This window comes from Otoolea muris (genome assembly GCF_943193115.1).
GTDB lineage: Bacteria > Bacillota > Clostridia > Lachnospirales > Lachnospiraceae > Otoolea > Otoolea muris.
The window spans coordinates 70,561-97,270 of sequence record NZ_CALPCY010000010.1 but is presented as its reverse complement, the minus strand read 5'-3'; the positions used below and the strand labels follow the sequence as shown (position 1 = coordinate 97,270).

Sequence of the window (26,710 nt, the reverse complement as noted above, 5' to 3'; positions counted from 1 at the left end):
TAAAAGAGCAAAAGACCTTGACAAAATACAAAGAAATGTATATAAATGTAAGGTAAGATTGCGAGCATGCAGACAAGACGAAAGATTCAGGTGAAAAGATTATAGGAGGAATATTGTAATGAATAGGACAGAATTAATCGCAGCCGTGGCAGAAAAAGCAGAGCTCTCTAAGAAGGATGCGGAGAAGGCAATCAAGGCTTTTACTGAGGCTGTTTCTGAGGAATTGGCAAATGGCGGTAAGATTCAGCTTGTTGGCTTCGGTACATTTGAGGTAGCGGAGCGCGCGGCCAGAGAAGGGAGAAATCCGAAGACCGGCGAGACGATGCCGATCGCTGCCTCCAAGTCGCCGAAATTCAAACCGGGCAAAGCGTTAAAGGATATGATAAACGAGTAATGAGATTAGATAAATTTTTAAAGGTTTCGCGCCTGATTAAGCGCAGGACCGTGGCGAATGAAGCGTGCGACGCAGGCCGCGTCCTGGTCAACGGGAAGCCGGCCAAGGCGTCCCTTGCCGTTAAGGAAGGGGATGTGCTTGAGATCCGCTTTGGGGCAAGGACAGTGAAAGCCGAGATCCTTGACGTAGCCGAGACGGTGAAAAAGGATGAGGCAAAGGAGCTTTACCGCTATTTATAGGCTAGGGCCCGCGCAGCTTTACAGGGCCTGCGGGGCCGGATTATTCATAAAGCGAACCGCCTCCTAATATATTTAACTATAGTTAGATATGTCAGGAGGTTTTTTGTATGGATGAAAAGCTGAACCGGCGGCCCCACAGGCTGGAGATTTTAAATCGCGGGACAGGCGGCGTTACCGGCATCCAGGATGTGGTTTCCTTTGACGAAAACCAGATTATCCTGGATACAGATATGGGGCTTCTGACCATCAAGGGAAAGAGCCTGCATGTGAGCCGCCTGAGCCTTGAAAAGGGAGAGGTGGATATTGAAGGGAGCTTTGACAGCTTTGCCTATTCTTCCAATGACAGCTACCGGAAATCAGGAGAGTCCCTGTTCGGCAGGCTGTTTAAATAAGAGGGCGGCGGGATGAGCGGGGCGATTTATTATGAGACGTTTCTCCTTGCGGCGAGCCTGGCTGTGGGGATTGGCCTGATGATTGCATATGACGGGCTGCGGCTGTTCCGGGCGCTGGTTCCGCACGGGACACTGTGGACAGGCCTGGAGGACGCGGGGTATTGGCTGCTGTCAAGCGGCGCGACCTTTTTACTGCTGTTTTATCAGAATGACGGAATTTTGAGGTGGTATGCCATCGGCGGCGTTTTGCTGGGCATGACAGCGTACAATGTTACAGTCAGCCGGTTTTACAGAAAGTTATTGAAAAAAACGGCAAAATATTTTACAATGAAGAAAAGAATGCGGCGTGGAAGGAGGCCAGAGCGGGAGGAGCAGGTAAAGGAGAAGCGGCCGGGCAGTATGAGTATGGGGCCAAAAGAGAAAGGAACAGGAACCTGAGAGCATGCGGGAAAACAGAAGGATTCGTAAAAAGAAGAAAGAACGCTTGAACAACCGCATGGCACTTATGGGTGTCACGCTGGTTGTGATGAGCCTGGCGGCTGCCGTACATTTGAAGGGAATTGAGTTGAGGCAGAAGGACGCTGATTACCGTTACAGGGAAGAGGAGCTGGCTGCCCAGGTTGCGGCCGAGGAGGCCCGCGCTCAGGAGCTTGAAGAGTACCGCATTTATGTGCAGACAAAGGAATACATAGAAAAGGTGGCCAAGGAAAAGCTTGGCCTGGTGAATAAGGATGAGATACTGTTAAAGCCGTCGGAAAAGAAGTGAGAGGGGCTAAGAAGCGCGGATCGTTTCGGAATCTGTCGTTCGATTCCGGGGGGAGGTTTGACTGATTTGACAAATATTTCTCTCCACCCTGTATATAATGACTCTATGCAGGTTAGGAGGGATTTTTTGTGCTTAAAAAGAAGAGCTTACATAGAGACATGGCGGATGTGAACGTCTACACGGCTAAGCGGCTGAAGGATATGGCCATGTCTTTAAGCGGGCTTGCGCAGGCCTTTGCGGATGAGATCGGGGGAGGAGGGCGTCTGACAAAGGACGACGGGCTGGCGGCCATGCAGACGGCGGCCGCGGCGGTGTGCGGCGAATGTACCAGGTGCAATCTGTATTGCGGGAGCCGCCGGGAAGAAAGCTATTATCTGTATTACCTTCTCCGGTCGTTTGAACAGAAGGGAAAAATCGATATGGAGGACATGCCCCGGCTTTTCAGGGAGGCATGCCGGAAAAAGGATGAATATATCCTGCACTTAAACCGGAATCTGGGGCGGGCGACCATGAACCTGTCCTGGAAGAACCGCTTTCTGGAGAGCCGGGATACGGTGATCGTGCAGTTTCGCGAGCTGGCGGCGATTCTGGAGGAGTTTTCGGGGCAGATGGAGCACGCCACGGATATCACGGGGACGTGGGAGGAGTCCATCCGCTGCCTGTTCCGCCGCTGCCACATCAGGGTGGAGAATCTGCTGATCCTGGAGTATGAGAATGAGCAGAAGGAAGCCTTCCTGACGCTGCGCAGCGTGAACGGGCGGTGCATGACCGCTCGGGACGCCGCCAGCCTGGTGGGGAAGGCGACGAACGGGAGCCGGTGGACGCCGGCCAGGGACAGTAAAAATATCATTACCAGAAATTCGGCCACCTTCCGGTTTGTGGAGGAAGGAAAGTACAGGATGCTGCACGGGATCGCAAAGGCGGCAAAGGGCGGGGAGCTGGTGTCAGGCGATAATTTTACCTTTCATGAGGGCCTGCCGCGCCAGGTGATCATGAGCCTTTCGGACGGGATGGGAAGCGGCATGCTGGCCAGCGAGGACAGCGGCAAGGTGGTGGAGCTGACCGAACAGCTCCTGGAAACCGGATTTTCGGCCCGATCAGCGCTTAAGCTTGTGAATACCGTGCTTTTGCTGGCCGGGACCGAGCAGAATCCGGCTACGCTCGATCTGTGCTGCGTGGATCTGTACACGGGCGTGATGGAGGCCATGAAGCTGGGAGCGGTTCCCACGTTTGTCCTTTGCCGCGGCGGGGTTGAGATCATGGAGTCAGGGAATCTCCCCATGGGCGTGGTCAAATGCGTGGAGCCGGCGCTTTTGTCCAGAAAGCTGTGGGATAATGACCGGATTATTATGGTCAGCGACGGCGTGCTGGAAGCGCTGCCGGGGGAGAATAAGGAAGAGACGCTTAAGGAGTTTCTGGAGGATGCCGGAAACGGGAATCCGCAGGAGATGGCGGATCGGATACTGGACTTTGCCGCCTCCTTCCAGGACAAGCCCGGGGACGATATGACCGTGCTCGTGGGAGGTATTTTTGAGAGATAGACGGTTTCAGGGATATCAAGCATAAAGATGGGAATGGACATGACAAAAGACGATCGGGAAGCTATGCGTAAAAAAGTATGGTCAGAAGACGGACTGCCAAAAGACGCATTTTTGAGGCAGACGCTTGATTATATGCGGGAAAATGAGATGACCGTCCCGGGGGACGGGGTGGTGGCGGGTCTTTCAGGCGGGGCGGATTCCGTATGCCTGCTGATTCTGCTGCACAGTCTGGAGAAAACGCTGGGAATCGGCCTGCGGGCGGTCCATGTGCACCACGGTATACGGGGCGGGGAAGCGGACCGGGATGCGTCTTTTTGCGAGCGGCTCTGCGGGCGGCTTGGGATCGCCTGCCGCGTGGTCCGGATTGACGCGCCGCGCGAGGCGGCGGAGAAGGGGATCTCCGTGGAAGAGGCGGGCAGGATCGCCAGGTACCATATTTTTGAGGAGGAAGCCCGGGCGTGGGAGAAAGAAGCGCGGAGGGAGGCAGAGGCGCATGGAGAGGCCGGGGAGGCCGGACAGGCGGCGGGGACGGCCTCTCTGGCCTGCCGGCGCGCGCGCATTGCCACGGCCCATCACGCCAATGACAATGCCGAGACGATTCTCCACAACCTTCTGCGCGGGAGCGGCCTAAAGGGGCTTGGCGGCATTGCCCCGGCGCGGGGGCGCGTGATCCGGCCGCTTTTATGGGCAGAGAGCGGGGCAATCCGGGAATTCCTCTCGGAAAAGGGAATCTCATGGGTGGAGGACTCCAGCAACCGGGAGAATATCTATACGCGCAACTGCCTGCGCAACGAGATCCTGCCGCTTCTGGAGGAGCGGATCAATACGGCGGCCATTTCCAATATCCTGCGCGCGGGAATGCGCATCCGGCAGGCGGACGCCTATTTTGAAAAACAGGCGGATGAGTGGCTGGCGGCCCGTATGGGGGACGCCTGTGTGCCTGGCAGGGGCAGTACGGAGGAAAAAAGCGGCGCTTCCCCGAAAAACGGTATTTCCATAAAGGAGCTTATGGAGTGCGAGGAGATCCGGAGAGGCTATATCGTGCGCGGGATGCTCCGGCTTGCAGGCTGTCCGCTGAAGGATGTGACGGCGCGCCATATCGAAGAGATCCTGGCGCTGGCGGACAAGGGAACCGGGAAAACGGCGGCGCTGCCGTACGGTATTGAGGCGCAGACGGAGTATGGGCGGCTGTGCATCAGGCGGCGGGAAACAGCTTCCGCTGATCCGGATTTTGCTGCAAATCCGGACGGGACATGTAAGCAGGAGATCCGCCTGGAGGTCTTTCCTTGTAAAAATCCGGCTGATTTTCCGAAAAACCAGTATACGAAATGGTTTGATTATGATAAAATAAAGGATACGTTATCGGTCAGATTCCGCTGTCCGGGCGATTATTTTATGCTGCCCTCCGGAGGAAGGAAGACAGTCAAGTCCTTTATGATTGATGAGAAAATTCCGCGACAGCAGCGGGGGAGGATTCCTCTCCTGGCTGACGGAAGCCATATTTTATGGATTGTGGGCTATCGGATCAGTGAATACTATAAGATAACAGGGGAAACGAAAACCATTTTACAGGCGAAATTAGACGGAGGAAAAAGCAGTGGCTGATAAGATTAAGGTATTGCTGACCGAGGAAGAGGTTACGCGGCGGATAGGCGAGGTGGCGGCAGAGATAAGCAGGGACTACGCCGGGCGGCACGTCCATCTGCTGTGTGTTTTAAAGGGCGGCGTGTTCTTTACCTGCGAGCTGGCAAAACGGCTGGATTTGTCGGTTTCCCTGGACTTTATGTCGGTCTCCAGCTACGGATCCGGCACGCAGTCCAGCGGCGCGGTGCGGATTATCAAGGATCTGGACGAGCCTTTGGAGGGCAAGGATGTGATTATTGTGGAGGACATCATTGATTCCGGGCGGACACTGTCGTATCTGATAGAGATTTTAAAGAAAAGGAATCCGAAGAGCATTGAGCTCTGTACGCTGCTTGACAAGCCGGAGCGCCGGGTAAAGAAAGAGGTGAAGGTAAAATATACCTGTTTCACGATTCCGGATGAGTTTGTGGTGGGTTATGGACTGGATTACGATCAGAAATACAGGAATCTGCCATATATCGGCGTAGTGGAGGTATAGCGGCAGTTTCGGTGATTTAAGGCTATCCGGGCTGTTACGAAGTATTAAGGAGGAAGTCAGTTGAGGCAGAGACAGTCATTCGGAGGGGGGCTGGGGCTATTGATCCTGGCCCTGCTCCTCTTTATGTTATTTACATCGCGCGGCCAGGGCGTAAGCCAGGACGCTCACTTAAGCTTTCCTGAGTTTATGGTTTACCTGGAAAATGGCGCGATCGCGGGCGCGAGGCTGAGCCCGAACCGGGAGATTCCCACCGGCGAGGTGGAGATTTACATGAGCACCGGCGAGCGGGAAAGCTTCCATGTGCTTGATATCAGGGAAGTGGAGATGGCGCTGCGCGAGGCGGGGATCAGCTACAGTACGGAAGGGATCGTGCAGGAAAATTATTTCCTGTCGCTGATCCTTCCGATCGCCCTGTCGGCCGGAGTCCTGATCTTTTTGTTCCTGTTTATGAATGCGCGTTCCGGAAACGGCGCCAACACAAGGATGATGAATTTCGGGAGAAGCCGCGCGAGGATGAGCCGCGCCAGCGATGTGGATTTTAAGAGCGTGGCGGGCCTTGAGGAGGAGAAGGAGGAGCTTCAGGAGATCGTAGATTTCCTGAAGAATCCGCAGAAGTACACCAGCGTCGGGGCCAGGATCCCCAAAGGCGTGATACTGGTCGGCCCTCCCGGCACGGGTAAGACGATGCTTGCCAAGGCTGTGGCCGGGGAGGCGGGGGCGCCGTTTCTCTTTATTTCTGGTTCTGACTTTGTGGAAATGTTCGTCGGCGTCGGGGCGTCCCGCGTCCGCGATCTGTTTGAGGACGCAAAAAAGAACGCGCCCTGTATCGTGTTTATCGATGAGATCGACGCTGTGGCGCGCCAGAGGGGAACCGGTATGGGCGGCAGCCACGACGAGCGTGAGCAGACCTTAAACCAGCTTCTGGTGGAAATGGACGGCTTCAGCTCCAATGAGGGCATCATTGTCATGGCCGCGACGAACCGCGTCGATATCCTCGATCCCGCGATTCTGCGCCCGGGCCGTTTTGACCGCAAGGTGGCGGTGGGGAAGCCGGACGTAAAGGGCCGCGAGGAGATTCTGGGCGTGCACACGAAGCAGAAGCCCCTGGGAGAGGATGTGGATCTGCACCGGGTCGCCCAGACGACATCCGGCTTTACCGGAGCGGATTTGGAGAACCTCATGAATGAGTCCGCGATCAATGCGGCCAAGGCGGGGAGAAAGTTCCTGGTGCAGGACGATATCGACAAGGCGTTTATTAAAGTGGGGATCGGCACGGAGAAGCACAGCAGGGTGGTCACGGAAAAGGATAAGCGCATCACGGCCTACCACGAGGCGGGCCACGCGATCCTGTTCCACGTCCTTCCTGATGTGGGGCCGGTGCATACGGTTTCCATCATCCCCACCGGTATAGGCGCGGGGTATACGATGCCGCTGCCGGAACGGGACGATATGCACATGACAAGAGGCAGGATGCTTCAGAATATCATGGTATCCCTGGGCGGCCGTATCGCGGAGGAGATCATTTTTGACGATATCACCACCGGCGCGTCACAGGACATCAAGCAGGCGACCGCTGTCGCCCGGGCCATGGTGACCGAATACGGGATGTCGGACCGGATCGGCATGATCAATTACGGCGGCAGCGACAATGAGGTATTTATCGGCCGCGATCTGGCCCAGGCCAGGAGCTACGGCGAGCAGGTGGCCGGCGCGATTGACAGTGAAGTTAAGCGGATAATCGACGAATGCCACGATAAGGCAAAGGAGATTATCTTAGCGCACGAGGACGTGCTGCATACGTGCTGCAGCCTGCTCATGGAAAAGGAAAAGATCGGCAGAGAGGAATTTGAGGCATTATTTGTGCAGGATAATGCGTGATACGGCAGGGGTGGAATATAAATGGCTGAATTTGCACAAAAAAAGGTTTAAAATTTACAGATGTTTGTGCAGACTTTTGATGCGGCCTGTGCTATTATAATAGACGTAACCCCCCCCCAATACATTATATAGTTTTTGCTACACCCCATAAAAACGAGATACCTTCTCCTAAAAAGGCCAGCTACCCCGCTGGCCTTTTTACTTTGGCGGATTTGAGGGGAATGGGGACGGTTTGCGCAACCGTTCAAGTTGTCTGAACGGTTACTGTTTTGTAAGATTTTCATAAAATTGAAATTTCCTGTTGTATATTTGCCATAGAGTCGTTAGAATATGTATCAGTGACTAAAAAGACTTTAAAAGGATCGAGATGATTTATGAACAGAGAAGCATTGTTTTGCGATGAGACAGAAAATTACCGCAGCCCCGCTGAGGCGGATGCCGGGCAGGAGGTGGCGTTTTACTTTCGTACCGGGCGCGGCGATGCGGATGCAGTTTATCTGATAGAGTATGCCAGACAGGATCGCTTAAGGGAGCGCGACATGGAGTACAGCCACAGCGACAGCCTGTTTGATTATTATGTGTGCAGGCTCGCGGCGGGGGAAGGGCAGATGCAGTATTTCTTCCGCGTGGACAGCGGGGAGGAGATCTGTTTTTATGACCGCCTTGGCGTGACGGAGGAGGCGCAGAGGGACTATGCGTTCCGCCTGACGCCGGGCTTCCATGTTCCGAAGTGGAGCAAGGGGGCGGTGATGTACCAGATCTATGTAGATCGGTTCTGCAATGGGGATCCGACGAATGATGTGGAGACGAATGAGTATATTTACCTGGACAGGCCCGTGGAGCGGGTGGAGGACTGGAACGCGCCGCCGGCAGAGCTGGATGTGGGGCGCTTTTACGGCGGCGATATCAGGGGTATCTGGAATAAGCTCAGCTATCTCAAAGGACTCAAGGTGGAGGCAATTTATTTAAACCCGGTGTTTGTCTCGCCGTCAAACCATAAGTATGACTGCCAGGATTATGATCATGTGGATCCCCACTACGGAGTGATACGAAATGATCGGGAGGGCCTGATCGATCCGGGGGCGCCGGACAATTTTAACGCGGAAAAGTATGCGTGCAGGACGGCGGACGAGGAGAATTTAACGGCCAGCGATCTGTTTTTTGCGCGCTTCATAGAGGCGGCCCATGAAAAGGGCATGCGCGTGATCGTGGACGGCGTATTCAACCATTGCGGTTCATTTAATAAGTGGATGGACACAGAGCTGATTTACCAGCATGAGGGCGGCTATTCGAGCGGCGCGTATGTCAGCGCCGACAGCCCTTACCGGAATTTTTTTAAATTCCATAATGAGCAGGGGTGGCCGTTTAATGACAGTTATGACGGATGGTGGGGACATTCTACCCTGCCGAAGCTGAACCACGAGGGTTCAGACAAGCTGTACCAGTATATTATGGACATCGCAAAGAAATGGGTGTCGCCGCCGTTTAATGCGGATGGATGGCGTCTTGACGTCGCCGCGGATCTGGGCTATACGCCGGAGTTTAACCATAAGTTCTGGCGGGATTTCCGCAATGCGGTGAAATCGGCCAACCCGGAGGCGGTGATTATTGCGGAGCACTACGGAGACGCGTCCGCGTGGCTGCAGGGCGATCAGTGGGACACCGTCATGAATTACGACGCGTTTATGGAGCCGGTTTCCTGGTTCCTGACCGGGATGGAGAAGCACAGCGATAAGGCGGATGAGGGGCTGTACGGCAATGGGCGCGCTTTTTTTGATACCATGCGCTATCATATGTGCCGGATGCAGACGCCGTCGCTGATGTGCGCCATGAACCAGCTCTCAAACCACGATCATTCCCGTTTCCTGACCAGGACGAACCGGACGGTTGGACGCCTGAACACCCTGGGCTCTGAAGCGGCGGGGCGGGGGATCCATTACGGCATTTTTCGCCAGGGCGTGGTGATGCAGATGACGTGGCCCGGATGCCCGACGCTCTATTATGGGGACGAGGCGGGCGTGTGCGGGTGGACGGATCCCGATAACCGCCGGACATATCCATGGGGGAATGAGGATCTGGAGCTGATCGAATTTCACCGCTATATGACGGGAATCCGCAGGCGGAATCCGGCCCTGCGCACGGGTTCGCTCACCGAGCTTCTGGAGGAGCCGGGGATGATCGCTTACGGGCGTTTTCAGGCGGCGGGAAAGGAGACAAAGGAGAGCCGCGTGGTGGTGGCGGTTAATACGTGCCAGGATGTGCGGATTTTCAGGATTCCTGTGTGGAAGATCGGCATAACGGATTTTGAGAAGATGAGGCGCGTGATGCTGACGTATGAAGAGGGGTATAACGCAGGTGTTGTGGACTATGAGGTCGGGGGAGGAATCCTGGAGATCGAGATTCCGCCGTCCGGGTCGGCGGTTCTGGCGGCGGAGATGGCGTAGGAGGCGTCCGGGCTGTCTTTTATGAAAAATTGCCGGATGCGGGCGGTCAGGGAATACTGGATCGTAGATCCGCATAAAGAAACGACTCTGGTTTACCGTTTTGAGGAGGACGCCGCCCCGGCTGCCTATCCGTTTGATACAGGGATTGTGTTTGGAATTTTTCCGGAACTGGATGTGACGGTGGCTGAGTAACAGTTCAGATAGGTCTGCGCACCTGCTGCGCTGACCGTACGAAAACGCGGCGGCAGCAGGCATCTGCCCCATCGCGAAGCGATTTTCATTGGCAGATGCCGTAACAGTTCAGGTTATCTCAACTGTTACGTGGCTGAACTGCCGGGGTAGAGAAATTTTTTAAAAAGCTTGCTTTTTTTTGGTTCCTGTGCTATGCTTTTATAGCATTACATCAGTTACGGATGGGTTCCCGAGTGGCCAAAGGGGGCAGACTGTAAATCTGTTGCGTCTCGCTTCGGTGGTTCGAATCCACCTCCATCCAGTTTGGTCTGCCGCAGTGGCGGAACTGGCAGACGCCCGGGACTTAAAATCCCGTGGGTAGTGATACCCGTACCGGTTCGATTCCGGTCTGCGGCACTTGTGGAAAGGCTTATTGCGTGGGTGATAAGTCTTTTTTTGGTATTTTCGCCCTTCGGCTTATGTTGTGTGCGCAGGCCGTGATATAATCGTGAGAGGCCGCCAGTGCCGGTTCCTATATTCATTAAGGAACCGGGAGATAAAAACAATGCGGATGCGGTTCCGCAGGCCCGCGCACCGGAAATATGCCGCAAATGCGGCGCGCGGGCTGCGTATTTTTCAGGTCCGGCTTATGTTTTCAGAATCAGCGCCCGGCCATGGCCGCCTCATCGGCAATCACGACAACGTCGGGATGGAATTGAAGAATCGAAGCGGGAACAGCGGGAGTAACCGGTCCGTACAGGGATTTTTTGAGAATTTCGGCTTTGTCGCTGCCGCTGACCAGGAAAACGATCCGGCGCGCTCTCATGATGGTCCCGATGCCCATGGTAAACGCCTGCCGGGGTACGTCGTCGGCGGAGGCGAAGAACCGCTTGTTGGCCTCAATCGTCATCTCCGTTAAGTCCACACAGTGGGTTTCGGCGGCAAAATGATCGTCTGGCTCGTTGAAACCGATATGGCCGTCATGGCCCAGGCCAAGCACCTGTAAATCAACGCCGCCCAGAGAGCGGATCACGTCCTCGTAGCGCGCGCATTCCGCGGCGGCGTCCTGCGCGGTTCCATCCGGGATATTGGTCTGCGCCATATCGATATTGACATGGGAAAACAGATGATGGTTCATGAAATAGTAGTAGCTCTGATCATTGTCCTTTGTCAGCCCTTTGTATTCGTCAAGGTTTGCGGTCTTTACTTCTGAGAAGTCGAGCTCTCCATTCCGGTATTTTTCAACAAGGCATTCGTAGGTTCCGATTGGCGTGGAGCCGGTGGCAAGGCCCAATACGCAGTCGGGCTTCGTTACGATCTGCGCCGCGATTACGGAAGCGGCCTTTTTGCTCATCTCGTCATAGTTTTTTACCTTATAGATTTTCATGTAAACTCCTCCATATGAAAAATATTTGCGTTCAATGTTTAGAATACCATTTTTGAGTCATAGTTTCAATGGATATCCGCATAAAATAAATAGCAAAGGATAAGGTGGGTTATCAGTGAAATTTATATAAAGAGGAGTGAGGGCATGACGAATTTTCAGAGGCTAATTTCATATATCTATACCTACGAAGGCGGGATAAAGGGAAAAAATATCGGCTTTGCCAAACTGGAAGTCCGGGGGAGCCAATGCCGTATCACAGTCAATGTCAAAAAGATATTTGTGGGCGGGAATCCGATCGGCGTATATATGCTGACAGGGCGGGAGGAGATCCGGATCGGGACGCTGTTTGCGAGAAACGGATCGGGAGAGTTCCGCACAGTGATACATACCCAGGATCTGGAGCATACAGGGCACAGCCTGGATGACTGCTACGGGCTCAGCGTCCATGATGTCGAAAGTAACTGGCGTTCGTATACGACGATCTGGGAGGACGCCGTTGCCCATGCGGCAGAAGTGGATCTGGCGGACGTGACAGCCGGCAAAGCGGCCCGAAATGCGTCCGGGAACACACAGAGCGAATCTCAAAATACACCTCAAAGCATGCCTCAAAGCACTTCTCATAATATGTCTCAGGATACATCCCAAAAAACAGATGCAGTACAGGTGAAAGCGCCGTCCCCGGAACCGCGGACAGCCCCGCTTCCCATTTCAGCGGAAATTGAGAGGGAGCTGGAGCGCGAGGAATTAAAGCAGATGGGAATGCCGGAAAGCGAGATCCATCCCAGACAGACAAGGACAGGAAATGTAGTCCGTCTGTACGGAGGCGGAAGATCAGAGCGGCTGGGAACCCTTCCGGAATTAATCCCGGAGCCGCGGATCGCGAAGGAGGAAGGGGCCGCGGCCGGGATATCTGGTTTTCGTGAAAATGAACACGCCGCACAGTATGAGGATATGAATTTGGAGGCGGAGCCAGAGAAGGCGCATAGAGAAGAGTCTGTGACAGAGGCGCAGGGTGTCCGGGAGTCTGTGAGCGGGGCACAGGAATCTCCGGAAGGCGCGTCCGGCGGGCAGGCGGTTTTGCAGGAAGTGTCAGAGGCAGGGACCGTCCTGGAAAATACGTCTGAGGCGCAGGCCGTCCGGGAAGCTGTGTCCGGGCTGCAGACGGCGCGGGAGGCGGCGTCTGAGCCGGGCGCCGCGGAAGAGGCTTTAGAGATGCCGGGCATAAGGGAGGCTATGGAGGAGATGCCGGGCATACGGGAGGCTATGAAGGAGAGGGAGGCCGTGGAGGAGATGCCGGGCATGCCGGAAGCCATGGAAGAGATGCCGGACGTTCCAGAGGCTATGGCAGAAGCGCAGAACGTACAGACAGGGGGGATGGAGGCGCCGCAGGCTGTCCGGCAGGCCGCCGGGCCTGCGCAGAGCGTCCGGGAAAGCATGCCGCATGAGACCGCCGTCCCGGAGGCCGCGGCAGACAATGGAGCGCGCTCCCATGCGGCATTTGCCGGAACTGCGGGCGGGCCTGCTCTGGGGTTTCTGGAGGAATCGCATCCTGCCATGGAGTCAGAGGCTGTGGTTTCCCAGAGCCCGCAGGCTGTCCGGCAGGCCGGGCCTGCGCTGGCACAGGGAGGGCTCCGGCGGGAGATCAGGAATCAGGTTTCCATGCGCCCCGGCGCGCCGTTGGAGCGCGTGCAGAAGCAGGAAGCAGCCCCGGCGCTGTCCGCGCCGCCCTGTCCGCAGACGGCGGAGCAGAAAGCTCCCGGTACGGCTCCGGCACAGTCGGGTTCGGTTATTTCCTTCAGGGAAAGGAGCGATACACAGAACGAACAGGAAATGTGGGAAATGCTGAGAAAGCGTTATCCCAAGATTCTGGCCTTTGACTATGCCGACGGCTGTGAAATTTTGACCATCAAGCCGCAGGATATCGGCCTTCTCCCCAGGGAAACGTGGGTATATGGGAATAACAGCTTTCTGCTGCATGGCTTTTACAGCTTCCGCTATCTGATTCTGGCAAGGCTCAATAACCCGAACGGCCGGCCGCGCTATCTTCTGGGCATACCGGGCCATTACTACAGTAATGAGAAATACATGGCGGCCATGTTTGGTTTTCCTGATTTTGTCCTGTCAAAAAACCAGCCGCCGAAGGACGGACGCTTCGGGTACTGGTATACGGATATTAAGATCGGGGAATAAAAACGTTGCTAAAATGCCGGGAGACGTTTATACTAAAGCATGTTTGAAAATGTTTTCTGCCAGATGTGCGTTCCGTTTTGTGGGAATGATTTTCAGGCGCGCTTTAAGCGCGCCGGCAGCAGGACGGCGGCTCTGCCGGGCTGCGAACCGTACTATCAGTATGTACTCTCGGAATCTCTCTGCACCTGCCTTTGCGGCTGATTTTCCGCCAGATGCACCCCAATTTAATTAACGTACATCCACGTACGCCTCATAAATTTGTGCGCATCTAAAATCATCTCACAAAATCAGGCGCAGCGGGATTCCGAGAGTACATCAGTAATGTAAAGAGGATAAAAGAGATGCCCAGGATGACAGGAGAGGAAAAATACATGAGGGCAGCCATGCGGGAAGCTGTAAAAGCCCGCGCATTGGGCGAGGTTCCGATTGGCTGCGTGATTGTTTATGAGGATAAAATTATCGGCAGGGGCTACAACCGCAGAATGATTGACAGGAATGTGCTGGCCCATGCGGAGATTACGGCGATCCGAAAAGCATGCCGGAAGATGGGGGACTGGCGCTTGGAGGGCTGCACGATGTATGTAACGCTCGAACCATGCCCGATGTGCGCCGGGGCCATCGTGCAGGCCAGGATTCCGGAAATCAGGATTGGTTCCATGAATCCCAAGGCCGGATGCGCCGGATCCGTGCTGAATTTATTGCAGGAAAAAGGCTTTAACCATCAGGTCCGCATAGAGACGGGAATTCTGGGAGAGGAATGCTCGCAGATGCTGAGTGAATTTTTTAAGGAGCTGAGAAAAAAGAAAAAGGAAGGCGCAGCCGTTCAGTTAAATGCTCCGTAACCGCCCGGGCTTACTGAGCCGTTACGGCGGCCGCGCCTTTTTTCTATTGTTGATTGCCTGGTATACCCCACACTAATTAACCGTACATTTCGCTGGTCTAAATTTCCATCTGCCGCGTTGTCGTCAATCGACGTAGCCACCGCTACGCCGTCGCTTCGCAGACGCACAGATGACACCAATATCAAGCAATGTATTCACTGAAATTTAAGCAACGCTCTAGAGCGTGTTTGAAAATTCATTCCTGGCATCTGCACGCCTCACTTCGCGGTATATTTGTGCCAAATTCACTTAACGCAGCCCGCTGCGCCGCGTTCATTTGGCACAAATCTCCCACAAAGCGGAACGCACATCTGGCAGAAAGCATTTTTCAAACACGCTCTAGAACAGAGAACCCATCAAACACACCGGCGGACCTGTATTTAAAGAGCTTTGTAAAAAAATCCGTTTGGTTCCATTTTTTGTAACGCCTCGGACAACCTGAGCTCCATTTTTTTATTGAATCACCTTAATCCATCCCTCCGGAGCCTTGATGCGCCCCATCTGGATCCCGGTCAGGGTATCGTACAGCTTTTGTGTGACAGGCCCCATCTTCTCCATACCGCTCGGGAAGCAGATCTCGTTTCCGTGATCAACAATCTTGCCTACCGGAGAGATCACGGCTGCCGTGCCGCACAGGCCGCATTCTGCAAAATCTTTCACTTCCTCAAGCAGGATTTCACGTTCCTCTGTCTCCAGTCCAAGGTAATCCCTGGCGGCCTGGAGGATGGAGCGGCGCGTGATGGACGGAAGGATGCTGGAAGACTTCGGGGTAACGACCTTATTGTCTTTGGTTATGAAAATCAGGTTGGCGCCGCCCGTCTCTTCAATCTTCGTGCGCGTCCCGGGATCTAAGTATACATTCTCGTCAAAGCCCTGATTGTGGGCGTCCACGATCGCGTGAAGGCTCATGGCATAATTCAGGCCCGCTTTGATATGTCCGGTCCCGCGCGGGGCTGCGCGGTCAAAATCGCTTACGCGGATCGTGATCGGCTTCGCGCCGCCTTTAAAATAGGGGCCTACGGGAGTGGCAAAGATGCGGAATTGATACTCTGTGGCTGGTTTTACGCCAATCACGGAATTGAAGCCGAACATGTAGGGCCGCAGATACAGGCTTGCGCCGGAGCCATAGGGCGGCACATAAGCGGCGTTGGCCTCCACAACCTTCTGAACCGCGTCAATGAAACGCTCCTTGGGGAACGGCGGCATCTCTAAGCCGGCGGCGGAATTCATCATGCGCTCTGCGTTTAAGTCGGGACGGAAGGCTACAATATGGCCGTCCTCGGTTGTGTAGGCTTTTAAGCCTTCAAAGCATGTCTGCGCGTACTGCAGCACGCAGGCGCATTCGCTCAAGGTAATCGTCGGATCCGTGATCAGCGCGCCTTCGTCCCATGCGCCGTCCTTATACTGGGATACATAGCGGTAATCGGTCTGGATGTAGCCAAAACCAATATTTGCCCAGTCAATGTTCTTTTTTTCCATAAGGTTCTCCTATCTCTGGTTTGTTTGATATTAATGTGTTACAGTATTAAAACATATGATTTACTATTATAATGACTTCCGGGGGATGTTGCAAGTTAAAAGTTGTGGTTGGCGGGGGGAATTACGATGGTTCGTCAGAATTTGCGTTTGATATTGAGGAATCTGGCGGTGAAAGATGCGCGGGATATAGTTTATCGTGAAGAGGCCGCCAGCGTCAGGCTCGCTCCAAGGCAGCCTGCAGCCTGTGACTTGTGCTGCGCTGCATTCACAAAAAGCGCCCCCGCATTAGCTGGTGTGTGAACCGTAACGTTAGCTGGTACTTTTCATTGGGCCCTGTTTTGTGTATAATTAGGTTAAGAATTCTACATTATATCGGACGACCCGATATAAAGACAGCATGCCTAGAGCGTGTTTGAAAATTGCTTTCTGGTAGCTGTGCGTGCCACTTTGTGGGAGATTTGGGCCAAATGAACGCGGCGCAGCGGGCTGCGTTAAGTGAATTTGGCCCCAATATACCGCGAAGTGGCGCGTGCAGATGCCAGGAATGAATTTTCAAACACGCTCTAGGATTAATACGGATGAGATTCTCCGGGAGTTTGGAGACTGGGGGAATGCCTCTGATCTGATAAAGGCAGGCAAAATAGCAGTGGCCCGTCTCAATGATTATTTATCGCGGGGTGTTGCTTTTAATCAGGAGACAACACTATGCGGCCATTCGGTTATAAAAACCATACAGAGGGCAAAAGAGGCCGGATATATGATCGAAATGCATTATGTTGGGGTGGATTCCTCACAGACTGCAAAACTGCGTATTGCCCAGCGGGTAAAAATGGGAGGTCATGGGATTCCTGACCAGGATGTTGACAGGCGGTATGAGGAGAGTCTGAGGAATCTGAAAAGGGTACTGGGATTATGTGATCTGGCAGCGTTATATGACAATACGGCACAATTTAGGAGATTTGCCATATATAAAAACGGGGAGGCGATAAAAGTATCCAGGAATATCCCAATGTGGTATAGGAAGTGGCTGGATATTGTTTTTCAATGAGGATAATGTGCACAAGCTATTTGGTGAAATGTGAACGTATCAGGATACTATTATATCATATTTTTGATTTTTCACAAAAGCTCTTTACAGATTCACTTTAGTATGATAATATGTCATTGCGTTAAAAAGCACAGGCCCTTTCCCGCGTACTGGTTTCAGGCGGGTATGAGGCCCGCGATGAGGAGGATATTATGAAAAAGAGAATATTATGTACAGCGATTGCATCCTTGATGGCATTATCCATGACGGCATGCGGCCAGGAAAAAGCAGCAGAGACAGCGGCCCCGTCGGCGGAGGAGACCGCGGCAGAGGCGGAGGAGAGCAAAGCAGAGGAGACCAAAGCAGAGGAGACAGCGGCAGAGCCGGAGAGTCCGTCGGCGGAGGGCGAAGGAGGGACGTTTATCGTCGGTTTTGACCAGGATTTCCCGCCGATGGGATTCGTAGGGGACGACGGGGAATTTACGGGATTTGATCTGGCTCTTGCAGAGGAGACGGCAAAGCGTCTGGGACTTACATTTACGCCGCAGCCGATTGCCTGGGATTCAAAGGATATGGAGCTGGAGTCCGGCAATATTGACTGTATCTGGAACGGATTTACGATGACCGGGCGCGAGGATAATTATACGTGGACAGAGCCGTATATGGCGAATACGCAGGTGTTTGTGGTGGCAAAGGATTCCGGCATTTCAAGCCAGGCGGATCTGGCGGGCAAGGTTGTGGAGGTGCAGATTGATTCTTCAGCGGAGGCGGCGCTTAAAGAGGCGTCTGATCTGACGGCTTCCTTCGGACAGCTTCTCACCACAGCGGATTACAATACGGCGTTTATGGATCTGGAGCAGGGCGCGGTGGATGCGATCGCCATGGATGTGATTGTGGCAGGGTATCAGATTAAGCAGAGAAATGCGGATTTTGTGATTCTGGACGAGAGCCTTTCAGAAGAGGAGTACGGCGTCGGCTTTAAGAAGGGAAATGAGGAGCTGAGGGATAAGGTTCAGGGAGCTCTGGAGGAGATGGCCGCAGACGGGACCTTAAAGCGTATTTCCGAGGAATGGTTCGGCGAGGATATCACGACCATCGGAAAATAAAGAGAACCATCTACAATGATTTGAAAGCGTATGGCCGCTGTGCAGAGGAACGCGGGGCGCGCAGGCTGTTTGTGTCCTGCCGGCTGATCCGTTTTGGCGCAGCGGCCTTTGCGTTTGAGGCAGGATTTGTTTCAGATGCGATTTTGGGAAGGAACACAGGAAGGAACGATTATGGGGAAAATGACAATCCAGCAGATGATCATACAATTGGCGGGAGGAATGGGGATCAGCATTCAGATTTTTGTGACAACGCTGCTGTTTTCGCTGCCTCTGGGTTTACTCATCGCCTTTGGGCGGATGTCCCGGAGCCGCCTGCTTCAGACGTTTGTAAAGTTTTACATATCCATCATGAGGGGAACGCCTCTGATGCTGCAGTTGATGGTGGTCTATTTCGGCCCCTACTATCTGTTCCGCATCAAGGTTGGCTCCGGATACCGGCTGTGGGCTACGTTTATCGGATTTGTAATCAACTATGCGGCCTATTTTGCGGAGATTTACCGGAGCGGGATCCAGTCCATGCCGGCCGGGCAGTATGAGGCGGCCCGTGTTCTGGGGTACAGTAAATTCCAGACCTTTTTTAAGATTATTCTGCCGCAGGTGATGAAGCGGATCCTTCCTTCCGTCACAAATGAGGTGATTACGCTGGTAAAGGATACGTCTCTGGCTTTTACACTGAGCGTGGCGGAGATGTTTTCCATTGCCAAGGCCCTGGCAGCCTCCCAGACCAATATGATACCCTTTGTGGCGGCGGGGGTATTTTATTATATTTTTAACCTTCTGGTTGCTGTGGGGATGGAGTGGATCGAAAAGAAGATGGATTATTATCGCTAATTGTTTCTGAAAGAGGCGGGAGGGCTGTGGATGATGAAGCTGTTGGAACTGAATCATGTGGAAAAGTCGTTTGATGAGCTGGAAGTTTTGAAAGATATTTCTATGAGCGTGGAGGAGGGCGAGATCGTGTCCGTCATCGGCCCGTCCGGTTCTGGAAAATCAACGCTGCTGCGCTGCGCTACCATGCTGGAAACCATGGATCGCGGAGAGCTGATCTATATGGGAAAAAAGGCGGCGTGGAACGGCCCGGACGGGAGAGCCGTCTATGCGGGAAAAAAGGATTTGAAGGAAATTCAGAGGCAGTACGGCCTTGTATTCCAGAATTTCAATCTTTTTCCCCATTATTCGGTGATGAAAAATATTACGGACGCGCCGCTCCATGTGCAGAAACGCGACAGAGAAGCCGTTTATGCGGAGGCGCGGGAGCTTTTACGGAAAATGGGGCTGGAGGACAAGGAAGACGCGTATCCGTGCCAGCTTTCGGGCGGCCAGTGCCAGCGCGTGGCGATTGCAAGAGCGCTGGCACTGAATCCCAAGATCCTGTTTTTTGACGAGCCGACCTCGGCCCTTGATCCGGAGCTTACAGGCGAGGTGCTTAAGGTGATTAAATCATTGGCGGATCTGCATATAGCCATGGTGATTGTCACGCATGAGATGGCGTTTGCGAGGGATATCTCAGATCGCGTGATTTTTATGGCAGGAGGCGTGATCGTGGAGGAAGGGACGCCGGAGCAGGTGTTCTCCTCAGAAAATGAGCGGACGCAGAATTTTCTGGGGCGGTATGTGGGGGCGCTGTAGAGGAATGGAGTGTAAACCATAAAAATAATGAGGTTGACAATAAGAGAGGGGAGAGGATATAATAAATGCAGTTAAGGAACCGTGAACCTGAAGCGGCCGGCAGCAGTTTATGCAGCTTGAACGGGATTACAACGGTTGTACTGAAAGGGGACTGCTAAATGAGCGAATGTATTGTAAAGGAAATTATAAACGGGAGGCGTCTGTCCAGGGCGGACGATGTGTCATTTCTTCTCACAGAGGATTTGGGAGAGCTCTGCCGGGGCGCGGATGAGATTCGGCGGGCGCTTTGCGGGAACCGGGTTGATCTTTGCTCGATTATCAACGGGCGCAGCGGACGGTGCGGGGAGGACTGTAAGTTTTGCGCGCAGTCTGCCTGCAACCACGCAAAGATAGAAGAGTACCCGTTTTTAGAGCCGGATGAGATTGCGAAGGATTGTAAGACGCACGCGGACAGGGGGATACGGCGGTATTCGGTTGTGACGGCCGGGAGGGCTCTGTCCGGCGCGGAGATGGAGAGGGCGCTTATGGCCTACCGGGCAATGAAGGAGGCGGGCGGGATTGGGCTGTGCGCCTCACACGGACTTCTGTCCCAGGAGGATTTTAACCGTTTAAAAGAGGCGGGAGTGAGCCGCTATCACGCGAACCTTGAGACGTCGGAGCGGTATTTTCCATTTATCTGTACGACCCATACATATGAGGATAAGCTGGAGGTGATCCGCAGGGCCAGGAGAGCGGGGCTTTCGGTCTGCTCAGGAGGTATCCTTGGCATGGGAGAGACGTGGGAGGATCGGATTGATATGGCGTTCAGCCTGCATGAACTGGAGATCCGTTCGATCCCGATCAATTTTTTACAGCCTATTAAGGGGACGCCTCTGGAGGATATGCAGCCCTTATCAGAGGAGGAAATTTTAAGAAGCATTGCTGTCTTCCGGTATATCAATCCCGACGCGTATGTGCGCCTGGCAGCGGGAAGGAACCGGATGGCTGAGTCCGGGAAAAAGGCGTTTTGTTCCGGGGCGAATGCGGCAATTACAGGCGATATGCTGACCACATCGGGCAATCAGATTGCGGATGATGTAGAGATGCTGAGCGCGATGGGGTTTGATCTGTGAAGGAAAGGCGGGAATGAATCATGGAAAAGTCAATGTCTGTAGGAGCAGAGAAAGGAGCCGCCGATAAGGCGGTGTCTGACGGAGCGAAGAAAAAGAAACTTTTTTCAACGGAACAGATGGCTTTGATCGGGGTGATGACAGCCGTGACCTGCATTCTGGGGCCGCTGGTAATTCCTCTCCCGATAAGCCCGGTACCGATTTCCTTCACCAATCTGGCGGTTTACCTGGCGGTATATGTCCTGGGGACAAAGGCCGGGACGATCAGCTATCTTGTCTATCTCCTTCTGGGCTTTGCCGGGCTACCTGTTTTTTCGGGCTTTACAGGCGGCATCGTGAAGCTGGCGGGGCCGACAGGGGGATATCTGGTGGGATTTATTTTTATGGCGCTGATTGCAGGATGGGCGATTGACCGCTTTCCGGGAAAATATGCGCTTCAGGCGGCCGGGATGGTTCTGGGGACGGCGGTGTGCTATGTGTTTGGGACCGTATGGCTTGCCGGGCAGCTTGGAATTGGCTTTGCAGCCGGATTGGGCGTGGGAGTGATTCCTTATCTTCCGGGGGATGCGGTGAAGATCCTGTTTGCGGTTATGGTTGGGGCAAGAGTGCGCAGGGATGTCCGCAGAGTTATGGAAGGGTGACGGCGCTGTTTCAGACGCAATGAAGAGGAATCGTGAAAAGGATTAGTCAGGAATAACCGGAATGCAATCAAAAGGATTAATAAGGAGAATATAATAATGCTGTCATTTGAGAGTGACTATACAGAAGGCGCGCACGAGCGCATTTTAAACCGTCTGATGGAGACGAATCTCGAGCAGCTTTCGGGCTACGGGGCAGATCATTATTGCGGGAGCGCAAAGGAAAAAATCCGGGAGGCATGCGCCTGCCGGAACGCGGAGGTGTATTTTCTGGCGGGCGGGACGCAGACCAATGCGATCGTGATTGATTCCTTATCAGACCGGTATGAGGGCGTGGTGTCAGCCGACACAGGCCATGTAAACGGCCATGAGGCGGGAGCCATAGAGTTCACGGGGCATAAGGTTCTTGCTGTCAAAGGGCATGAAGGCAGGCTCGCCGCAGAAGACTTAAATCAGTACGTTAAAAATTTTCTGGATGATCAGAACCATGATCATATGGTTTTTCCGGGTATGGTTTACATTTCGCATCCGACAGAATACGGGACGCTGTACTCCTTAAAGGAGCTGGCCGCGATATCAGAGGTCTGCCGTAAATACGGCCTTCCGCTTTACCTGGACGGCGCGAGGCTCGGCTACGGCCTGATGAGCCGTGATACAGATGTAACGCTGCCGGACATCGCCAGATATTGCGATGCGTTCTATATCGGAGGGACCAAAGTAGGGGCCCTGTGCGGCGAGGCCGTGGTATTCACGAGGAATGCGCCAAAGCACTTTATGACGATTGTAAAACAGCGCGGCGCCCTCTTAGCCAAAGGGCGTCTTCTGGGAATCCAGTTTGATACGCTGTTCACGGATGATCTCTACTTTTCCATCAGCCGCCACGCGATCGATATGGCGGAGCTTTTGAAAAAGGGATTTCAGGAAAGAGGCTGTCAGTTTTATCTGGAATCCCCCACAAACCAGCAGTTTATCATTCTCGAGAACCACAGAATGGAGCGCCTCAGGGAACAGGTTTCATTCAGCTTCTGGGAAAAATATGATGAGAATCATACAGTTGTCCGCTTTGCCACAAGCTGGGCGACCAGAGAGGAAGATATTGAGCGGCTTATGAAGCTCTTGGATAACAGTAATGAAATACATTGAATGAAACTGAGATATTAAAGGAACCTGAAGCTGAGTCTATGCAGTCAGCTCTATGTAACAGTTCAGAGGGTGTCTGGACTGTTACAGCGCAATCAATCGCCAAATTTCTCCCAACCGGATTATTCTGGACGAACCCCTCCCTTTATGATATAATTGTGAAAGTATTTCGCGTCCATTCATGACACGCCAGCGTGTAAAAGCGGAGTATTTTATAATGATCCGCCATGAACGCACATGGAAGCGAAAAGTGTTTCTCACAGGAGGACAAGATGGGAAAAAAATTCAAGATTCAGAGCCAGCTTCGCCTGTATCTCCAGTGGCCGATTCTGCTGTCCGTTTTCGTGATGGCGGCGAATCTGGTGGCCGGGGCCTTAAGCCCGCGGGCGGGGCTGGCGATGTCGGGTTTTACGCTTCTCTATATTATGATTGCCATGTGGCTTTTTCTGTACAGGCGCAAGAAGCTTTTAAACGGCATGGTAGAGTTTTCGGCCCAGTATGCCTGGGTGCAGAAGCAGCTCCTGGATAATATGGCAATGCCTTATGCCGTTACGGACGAGACCGGACGCCTTTTGTGGCTGAATCAGGCTTTTTCCGACATTGTGAGAGAGGAAAAGGAGAGCCGCAGGAGCTTAACGGCGCTTTTTCCGGAGATCACGAGGGAATTTCTGGACGAGATGGAGGACGCGGCGAGCGTCCATTCTTCCTTTGAGGATAAATTTTACCGGGTGGATATCCGGAGAATCTATGTGGACGAGGAAGAGGGGCTCCGGATGGGAATGTCTGAGGGCGAAGGCGGGGATCTGCTGATGGGGGTTTACCTGTTTGATGAGACGGAGGAACTGTTTTACAAGCAGGAGATCGACAGGCAGAAACTGGTAGCCGGGCTGATTTACCTGGACAATTATGACGAGGCGCTGGAGAGCGTGGAGGAGGTCCGCCGCTCGCTTCTGTCTGCCCTGATCGACCGCAAGATCAACAAGTATCTCACGAATCTGGACGGGATTGTAAAAAAGCTTGAAAAGGATAAGTATCTGTTCGTCATAAAACAGGAGTCTGCCGAGGTTCTTCAGGAGGATCGGTTTGCCCTTCTGGAAGAGGTGAAGACGGTCAATATCGGCAATGACATGGCGGTTACGCTGAGCATCGGCATGGGGATGGACGGCGACAGCTATTGCCGCAATTATGAGTTTGCCAGAACGGCGATTGATATGGCTCTGGGCCGGGGCGGCGATCAGGCGGTGGTGAAGGACGGCTCGAAGATCCGCTACTACGGCGGCAAGTCGCAGCAGCTTGAGAAGACGACGCGCGTGAAGGCGCGCGTAAAGGCTCATGCGATGCGTGAGCTGATGGAGACAAAGGATAAGCTCCTGATCATGGGCCATAAGAACGGCGACAGCGATTCCTTCGGCGCGGCGGTGGGCATCTACCGCGTGGCGACATTTCTGAATAAAAAAGCGCGGATCGTGGTGAACGGCGTCAATTCTTCGGTGAAGCCGATGATGGCGCGTTTCCAGGATAATCCGGATTACCCGGAGGATCTGCTGATGACCGGGGAGGAAGCGGCCGAGTGGGCGGACGCGGGCACGATGCTGGTGGTGGTGGATGTGAACCGGCCCAGTATTACGGAAGCGCCGGAGCTTCTTAACAGGATCCGGACGATTGTAGTGCTGGATCATCACAGGCAGAGCAGCGAGATCATTGACAATGCGGTGCTTTCTTATGTGGAGCCGTACGCGTCCTCGACGTGCGAGATGGTGGCCGAGATCCTGCAGTATATCGGGGACGGGATTAAGATGCGGCCTGCCGAGGCGGACGCGATGTATGCCGGGATCGTGATTGATACGAATAATTTCCTGAACCAGGCAGGCGTCAGGACCTTTGAGGCAGCGGCCTTCCTGCGCAGGAACGGCGCGGATGTGGTGCGGGTGAGAAAGCTGTTCCGCGATCGCCTGGAGGACTATAAGGCAAGGGCTGAGGCCATCCAGAGAGCTGAGATTTATAAACACTTTTTTGCCATATCAGAGTGTCCGTCGCAGGGCCTTGAGAGTCCCACCGTGGTGGGCGCGCAGGCGGCGAACGAGCTTTTGGATATTGTGGGGATTAAGGCTTCCTTTGTGCTCACACAGATCCGGGACACGATCTATTTCAGCGCCCGCTCCATTGACGAGATAAATGTCCAGATCATGATGGAGAAGCTGGGCGGAGGAGGCCACCGGACGATTGCCGGGGCTCAGATAAAGGATATCAGCGTCCCCGAGGCGAGAGAGCGGATGAAAGCCATTATTACAGAGATGCTTGAGAAAGGAGAGATATAGGATGCAGGTTGTATTATTAGAGGATGTGAAGGCGCTCGGTAAAAAGGGCGAGATTGTGAAGGTAAATGATGGTTATGCGAGGAATTTCATACTGCCTAAGAAGCTGGGAATCGAGGCGAACGCAAAGAATTTAAACGACTTAAAGCTTCAGAAGGCGAATGAGGAGAAGCTGGCCGCGGAGCGGCTTGAGCAGGCGAAGGAGCTTGCGAAAAAGCTGGAGGCCGCTTCGGTTACGGTTTCGATTAAGGCGGGAGAGGGCGGCAGGGCGTTTGGTTCGGTTTCCTCCAAGGAGATCGCCAAAGCGATTTCCGATCAGCTCGGCCTTGAGATTGATAAGAAGAAGCTGGCGCTCCCGGAGCCGCTTAAGACCTTCGGAACCCATGCGGTGCCGGTGAAGCTCCATAAAGACGTGACAGGCAAGCTTTCCGTGAAGGTGGCGGAGGGTTAGCCCGCTGTCCGCGGCGGGATTGTTGACTGGAATTACAGGAGGTTCGCGCGATGGATGAAGCGCTGGTAAAACGTATTCTTCCTCACAGTGTAGAAGCGGAGCAGTCCGTGATCGGTTCCATGCTGATGGATCGCGAGGCAATTATTTCGGCGTCTGAGATGATCACAGGCGCCGATTTTTACCAGCGCCAGTATGGGATTGTGTTTGACGCGATCGTGGAGCTGTTTAATGAGGGAAAGCCTGTGGATTTGGTGACTCTGCAGGATCGCTTGAAGGAAAAGGACGTGCCGCCGGAAATCAGCAGCCTCGAATTTTTCCGCGATATCATGGCCATGGCGCCGATTGTGGTGAATATAAAGGCATACGCGGGGATTGTCCGGGATAAGGCGGTGCTGCGCCGCCTGATTAAGGTGAGCGAGGAAATTGAGGGGCTCTGCTACGGAGGCCGGGAGAAGCTGGAGGATATTCTGGCTCACACGGAGAAAACGGTGTTTGACCTGTTACAGAGCCGCAGCAGCGGGGATTTTGTGCCCATCCGGCAGGTGGCCTTAAATGTTCTGGAGCGGATTGAGGCCGCCTCGAAGAGCAACAGCACCGTGACCGGAATTCCGACAGGGTTTATTGATCTCGATTACAGGACGTCGGGCTTCCAGCCGTCGGACTTTATCCTAATCGCAGCGCGCCCTTCAATGGGAAAGACGGCCTTTGTGCTTAATGTGGTAGAGCATGTGGCGGTGAAAAAGGGCCTTCCCTGCATGGTGTTCAGCCTTGAGATGTCAAAGGAGCAGCTTGTGAACCGCATGCTGTCCATGGAATCCAATGTGGATTCCCAGAAGCTGCGCACCGGCACGCTCACAGACTCAGACTGGGATGCGGTGGTAGAGGGGATCGGGACCATCGGCGGCTCGAACCTGATTATTGACGATACGCCGGGCATTTCAATCATGGAGCTGCGCTCAAAATGCCGTAAGATGAAGCTGGAGCACGGGCTTGATATTGTGATAATTGACTACCTGCAGCTCATGAGCGGCAGCGGGCGGGGCGGCGAGAGCCGGCAGCAGGAGATCTCAGAGATTTCGCGCTCCTTAAAGGCCCTGGCCAGGGAGCTTTCCGCTCCGGTGGTGGCGCTTTCCCAGCTCTCCCGCGCATGCGAGACGCGTCCGGATCACAGGCCCATGCTGTCGGATCTGAGGGAATCGGGGGCCATTGAACAGGATGCGGATGTGGTGATGTTCCTTTACAGGGATGATTATTATAATAAAGATACGGATACGCCGAATATCGCGGAGGTGATTATCGCCAAGCAGAGAAACGGGCCGATCGGCACGATCCAGCTTATGTGGAGGCCGGAGCTGACGAAATTTGCTAATCTGGCCAGATAGTTTAGGGATCGTGAGAGGGCCGCCCGCAA

27 protein-coding genes and 2 tRNA genes are annotated in these 26,710 nt (G+C 53.8%); 26 read left to right on the top strand and 3 right to left on the bottom strand.

Annotated features, from left to right (window positions below):
* Positions 1-118: 118 nt before the first annotated feature.
* From NFS31_RS08730 to NFS31_RS08670, 13 genes are all read left to right on the top strand, one after another.
* A complete protein-coding gene (locus tag NFS31_RS08730) occupies positions 119-394 on the top strand; it encodes an HU family DNA-binding protein (protein ID WP_160228084.1) in 276 nt (91 codons plus the stop codon).
* On the top strand, positions 394-633 hold the full coding sequence (locus tag NFS31_RS08725; protein WP_251493544.1) for an RNA-binding S4 domain-containing protein: 240 nt from the start codon (positions 394-396) through the stop codon (positions 631-633). Before NFS31_RS08730 ends, NFS31_RS08725 begins: the two co-directional genes overlap by 1 nt.
* Positions 634-740: 107 nt before the next feature.
* Entirely contained in the window at positions 741-1,025 is a 285-nt protein-coding gene (yabP, locus tag NFS31_RS08720; RefSeq protein ID WP_160228086.1) for a sporulation protein YabP, read from the top strand.
* 12 nt (positions 1,026-1,037) lie between these two features.
* Positions 1,038-1,463: a spore cortex biosynthesis protein YabQ gene (gene yabQ, locus NFS31_RS08715; RefSeq protein ID WP_251493541.1), complete on the top strand. Its 426-nt coding sequence runs from the start codon at positions 1,038-1,040 to the stop codon at positions 1,461-1,463.
* A 4-nt stretch (positions 1,464-1,467) separates the two neighbouring features.
* The gene (locus NFS31_RS08710) at positions 1,468-1,791 is read left to right on the top strand and encodes a septum formation initiator family protein (protein ID WP_251493538.1); all 324 of its coding nucleotides are present in this window, start codon (positions 1,468-1,470) and stop codon (positions 1,789-1,791) included.
* Between the two features lie 158 nt (positions 1,792-1,949).
* A complete protein-coding gene (locus tag NFS31_RS08705) occupies positions 1,950-3,332 on the top strand; it encodes a SpoIIE family protein phosphatase (protein WP_251493637.1) in 1,383 nt (460 codons plus the stop codon).
* 39 nt (positions 3,333-3,371) lie between these two features.
* Positions 3,372-4,937 (top strand): tRNA lysidine(34) synthetase TilS, encoded by a 1,566-nt coding sequence (gene tilS, locus NFS31_RS08700; RefSeq protein WP_251493535.1) that lies wholly within the window; start codon positions 3,372-3,374, stop codon positions 4,935-4,937.
* Positions 4,930-5,454: a hypoxanthine phosphoribosyltransferase gene (gene hpt, locus NFS31_RS08695; RefSeq protein WP_251493532.1), complete on the top strand. Its 525-nt coding sequence runs from the start codon at positions 4,930-4,932 to the stop codon at positions 5,452-5,454. The genes tilS and hpt overlap by 8 nt, the downstream gene beginning before the upstream one ends.
* Positions 5,455-5,514: 60 nt before the next feature.
* The gene (gene ftsH / locus NFS31_RS08690) at positions 5,515-7,332 is read left to right on the top strand and encodes an ATP-dependent zinc metalloprotease FtsH (protein ID WP_251493530.1); all 1,818 of its coding nucleotides are present in this window, start codon (positions 5,515-5,517) and stop codon (positions 7,330-7,332) included.
* 374 nt (positions 7,333-7,706) lie between these two features.
* Positions 7,707-9,776, top strand: a complete 2,070-nt coding sequence (locus NFS31_RS08685) for a glycoside hydrolase family 13 protein (RefSeq protein WP_251493528.1) — start codon at positions 7,707-7,709, stop codon at positions 9,774-9,776.
* 21 nt (positions 9,777-9,797) lie between these two features.
* On the top strand, positions 9,798-9,968 hold the full coding sequence (locus NFS31_RS08680; RefSeq protein WP_251493526.1) for a Uma2 family endonuclease: 171 nt from the start codon (positions 9,798-9,800) through the stop codon (positions 9,966-9,968).
* 219 nt (positions 9,969-10,187) lie between these two features.
* A tRNA-Tyr gene (locus NFS31_RS08675) sits at positions 10,188-10,269 on the top strand.
* 9 nt (positions 10,270-10,278) lie between these two features.
* Positions 10,279-10,364: transfer RNA gene (locus NFS31_RS08670), tRNA-Leu, on the top strand.
* Between the two features lie 244 nt (positions 10,365-10,608).
* Here NFS31_RS08670 and nagB read toward each other — a convergent pair.
* Positions 10,609-11,334: a glucosamine-6-phosphate deaminase gene (nagB, locus tag NFS31_RS08665; protein WP_251493524.1), complete on the bottom strand. Its 726-nt coding sequence runs from the start codon at positions 11,332-11,334 to the stop codon at positions 10,609-10,611.
* Between the two features lie 144 nt (positions 11,335-11,478).
* Between nagB and NFS31_RS08660 the strand changes: the two genes are divergently transcribed.
* From NFS31_RS08660 to NFS31_RS27530, 3 genes are all read left to right on the top strand, one after another.
* Positions 11,479-13,524, top strand: coding sequence for a hypothetical protein (locus NFS31_RS08660; RefSeq protein ID WP_251493522.1), 2,046 nt, complete (start codon positions 11,479-11,481; stop codon positions 13,522-13,524).
* 350 nt (positions 13,525-13,874) lie between these two features.
* Entirely contained in the window at positions 13,875-14,366 is a 492-nt protein-coding gene (gene tadA / locus NFS31_RS08655; RefSeq protein ID WP_251493634.1) for a tRNA adenosine(34) deaminase TadA, read from the top strand.
* A gap of 188 nt (positions 14,367-14,554) precedes the next feature.
* Positions 14,555-14,830: a DUF6783 domain-containing protein gene (locus NFS31_RS27530; RefSeq protein ID WP_334303066.1), complete on the top strand. Its 276-nt coding sequence runs from the start codon at positions 14,555-14,557 to the stop codon at positions 14,828-14,830.
* 28 nt (positions 14,831-14,858) lie between these two features.
* Here the strand turns inward: NFS31_RS27530 and NFS31_RS08650 are convergent, their stop codons facing one another.
* Together NFS31_RS08650 and NFS31_RS27525 are read right to left on the bottom strand one after the other, a co-directional pair.
* Positions 14,859-15,884 carry a branched-chain amino acid aminotransferase gene (locus tag NFS31_RS08650; RefSeq protein WP_251493518.1) on the bottom strand — a complete coding sequence of 342 codons (1,026 nt, stop codon included), beginning with the start codon at positions 15,882-15,884 and terminating at the stop codon, positions 14,859-14,861.
* 367 nt (positions 15,885-16,251) lie between these two features.
* Entirely contained in the window at positions 16,252-16,440 is a 189-nt protein-coding gene (locus NFS31_RS27525; RefSeq protein ID WP_334303065.1) for a DUF6783 domain-containing protein, read from the bottom strand.
* A gap of 201 nt (positions 16,441-16,641) precedes the next feature.
* Here NFS31_RS27525 and NFS31_RS28465 point away from each other — a divergent pair, with 201 nt between their 5' ends.
* From NFS31_RS28465 to dnaB, 10 genes are all read left to right on the top strand, one after another.
* A complete protein-coding gene (locus tag NFS31_RS28465) occupies positions 16,642-16,932 on the top strand; it encodes a hypothetical protein (protein WP_251493515.1) in 291 nt (96 codons plus the stop codon).
* 191 nt (positions 16,933-17,123) lie between these two features.
* Entirely contained in the window at positions 17,124-18,017 is an 894-nt protein-coding gene (locus tag NFS31_RS08640; protein ID WP_251493512.1) for an amino acid ABC transporter substrate-binding protein, read from the top strand.
* Between the two features lie 171 nt (positions 18,018-18,188).
* Positions 18,189-18,848: an amino acid ABC transporter permease gene (locus NFS31_RS08635; RefSeq protein WP_251493510.1), complete on the top strand. Its 660-nt coding sequence runs from the start codon at positions 18,189-18,191 to the stop codon at positions 18,846-18,848.
* A gap of 33 nt (positions 18,849-18,881) precedes the next feature.
* A complete protein-coding gene (locus tag NFS31_RS08630) occupies positions 18,882-19,646 on the top strand; it encodes an amino acid ABC transporter ATP-binding protein (protein ID WP_251493631.1) in 765 nt (254 codons plus the stop codon).
* 158 nt (positions 19,647-19,804) lie between these two features.
* Positions 19,805-20,758: a biotin synthase BioB gene (gene bioB / locus NFS31_RS08625; protein WP_251493508.1), complete on the top strand. Its 954-nt coding sequence runs from the start codon at positions 19,805-19,807 to the stop codon at positions 20,756-20,758.
* A gap of 116 nt (positions 20,759-20,874) precedes the next feature.
* A complete protein-coding gene (locus NFS31_RS08620) occupies positions 20,875-21,396 on the top strand; it encodes a biotin transporter BioY (protein WP_251493628.1) in 522 nt (173 codons plus the stop codon).
* A 96-nt stretch (positions 21,397-21,492) separates the two neighbouring features.
* Entirely contained in the window at positions 21,493-22,536 is a 1,044-nt protein-coding gene (locus NFS31_RS08615) for a threonine aldolase family protein (RefSeq protein ID WP_251493505.1), read from the top strand.
* Positions 22,537-22,805: 269 nt separating this feature from the next.
* Entirely contained in the window at positions 22,806-24,851 is a 2,046-nt protein-coding gene (locus tag NFS31_RS08610; RefSeq protein ID WP_251493503.1) for a DHH family phosphoesterase, read from the top strand.
* Position 24,852: 1 nt separating this feature from the next.
* A complete protein-coding gene (rplI, locus tag NFS31_RS08605) occupies positions 24,853-25,299 on the top strand; it encodes a 50S ribosomal protein L9 (RefSeq protein WP_251493500.1) in 447 nt (148 codons plus the stop codon).
* A 50-nt stretch (positions 25,300-25,349) separates the two neighbouring features.
* On the top strand, positions 25,350-26,681 hold the full coding sequence (gene dnaB / locus NFS31_RS08600; RefSeq protein WP_251493497.1) for a replicative DNA helicase: 1,332 nt from the start codon (positions 25,350-25,352) through the stop codon (positions 26,679-26,681).
* Positions 26,682-26,710: the final 29 nt, after the last annotated feature.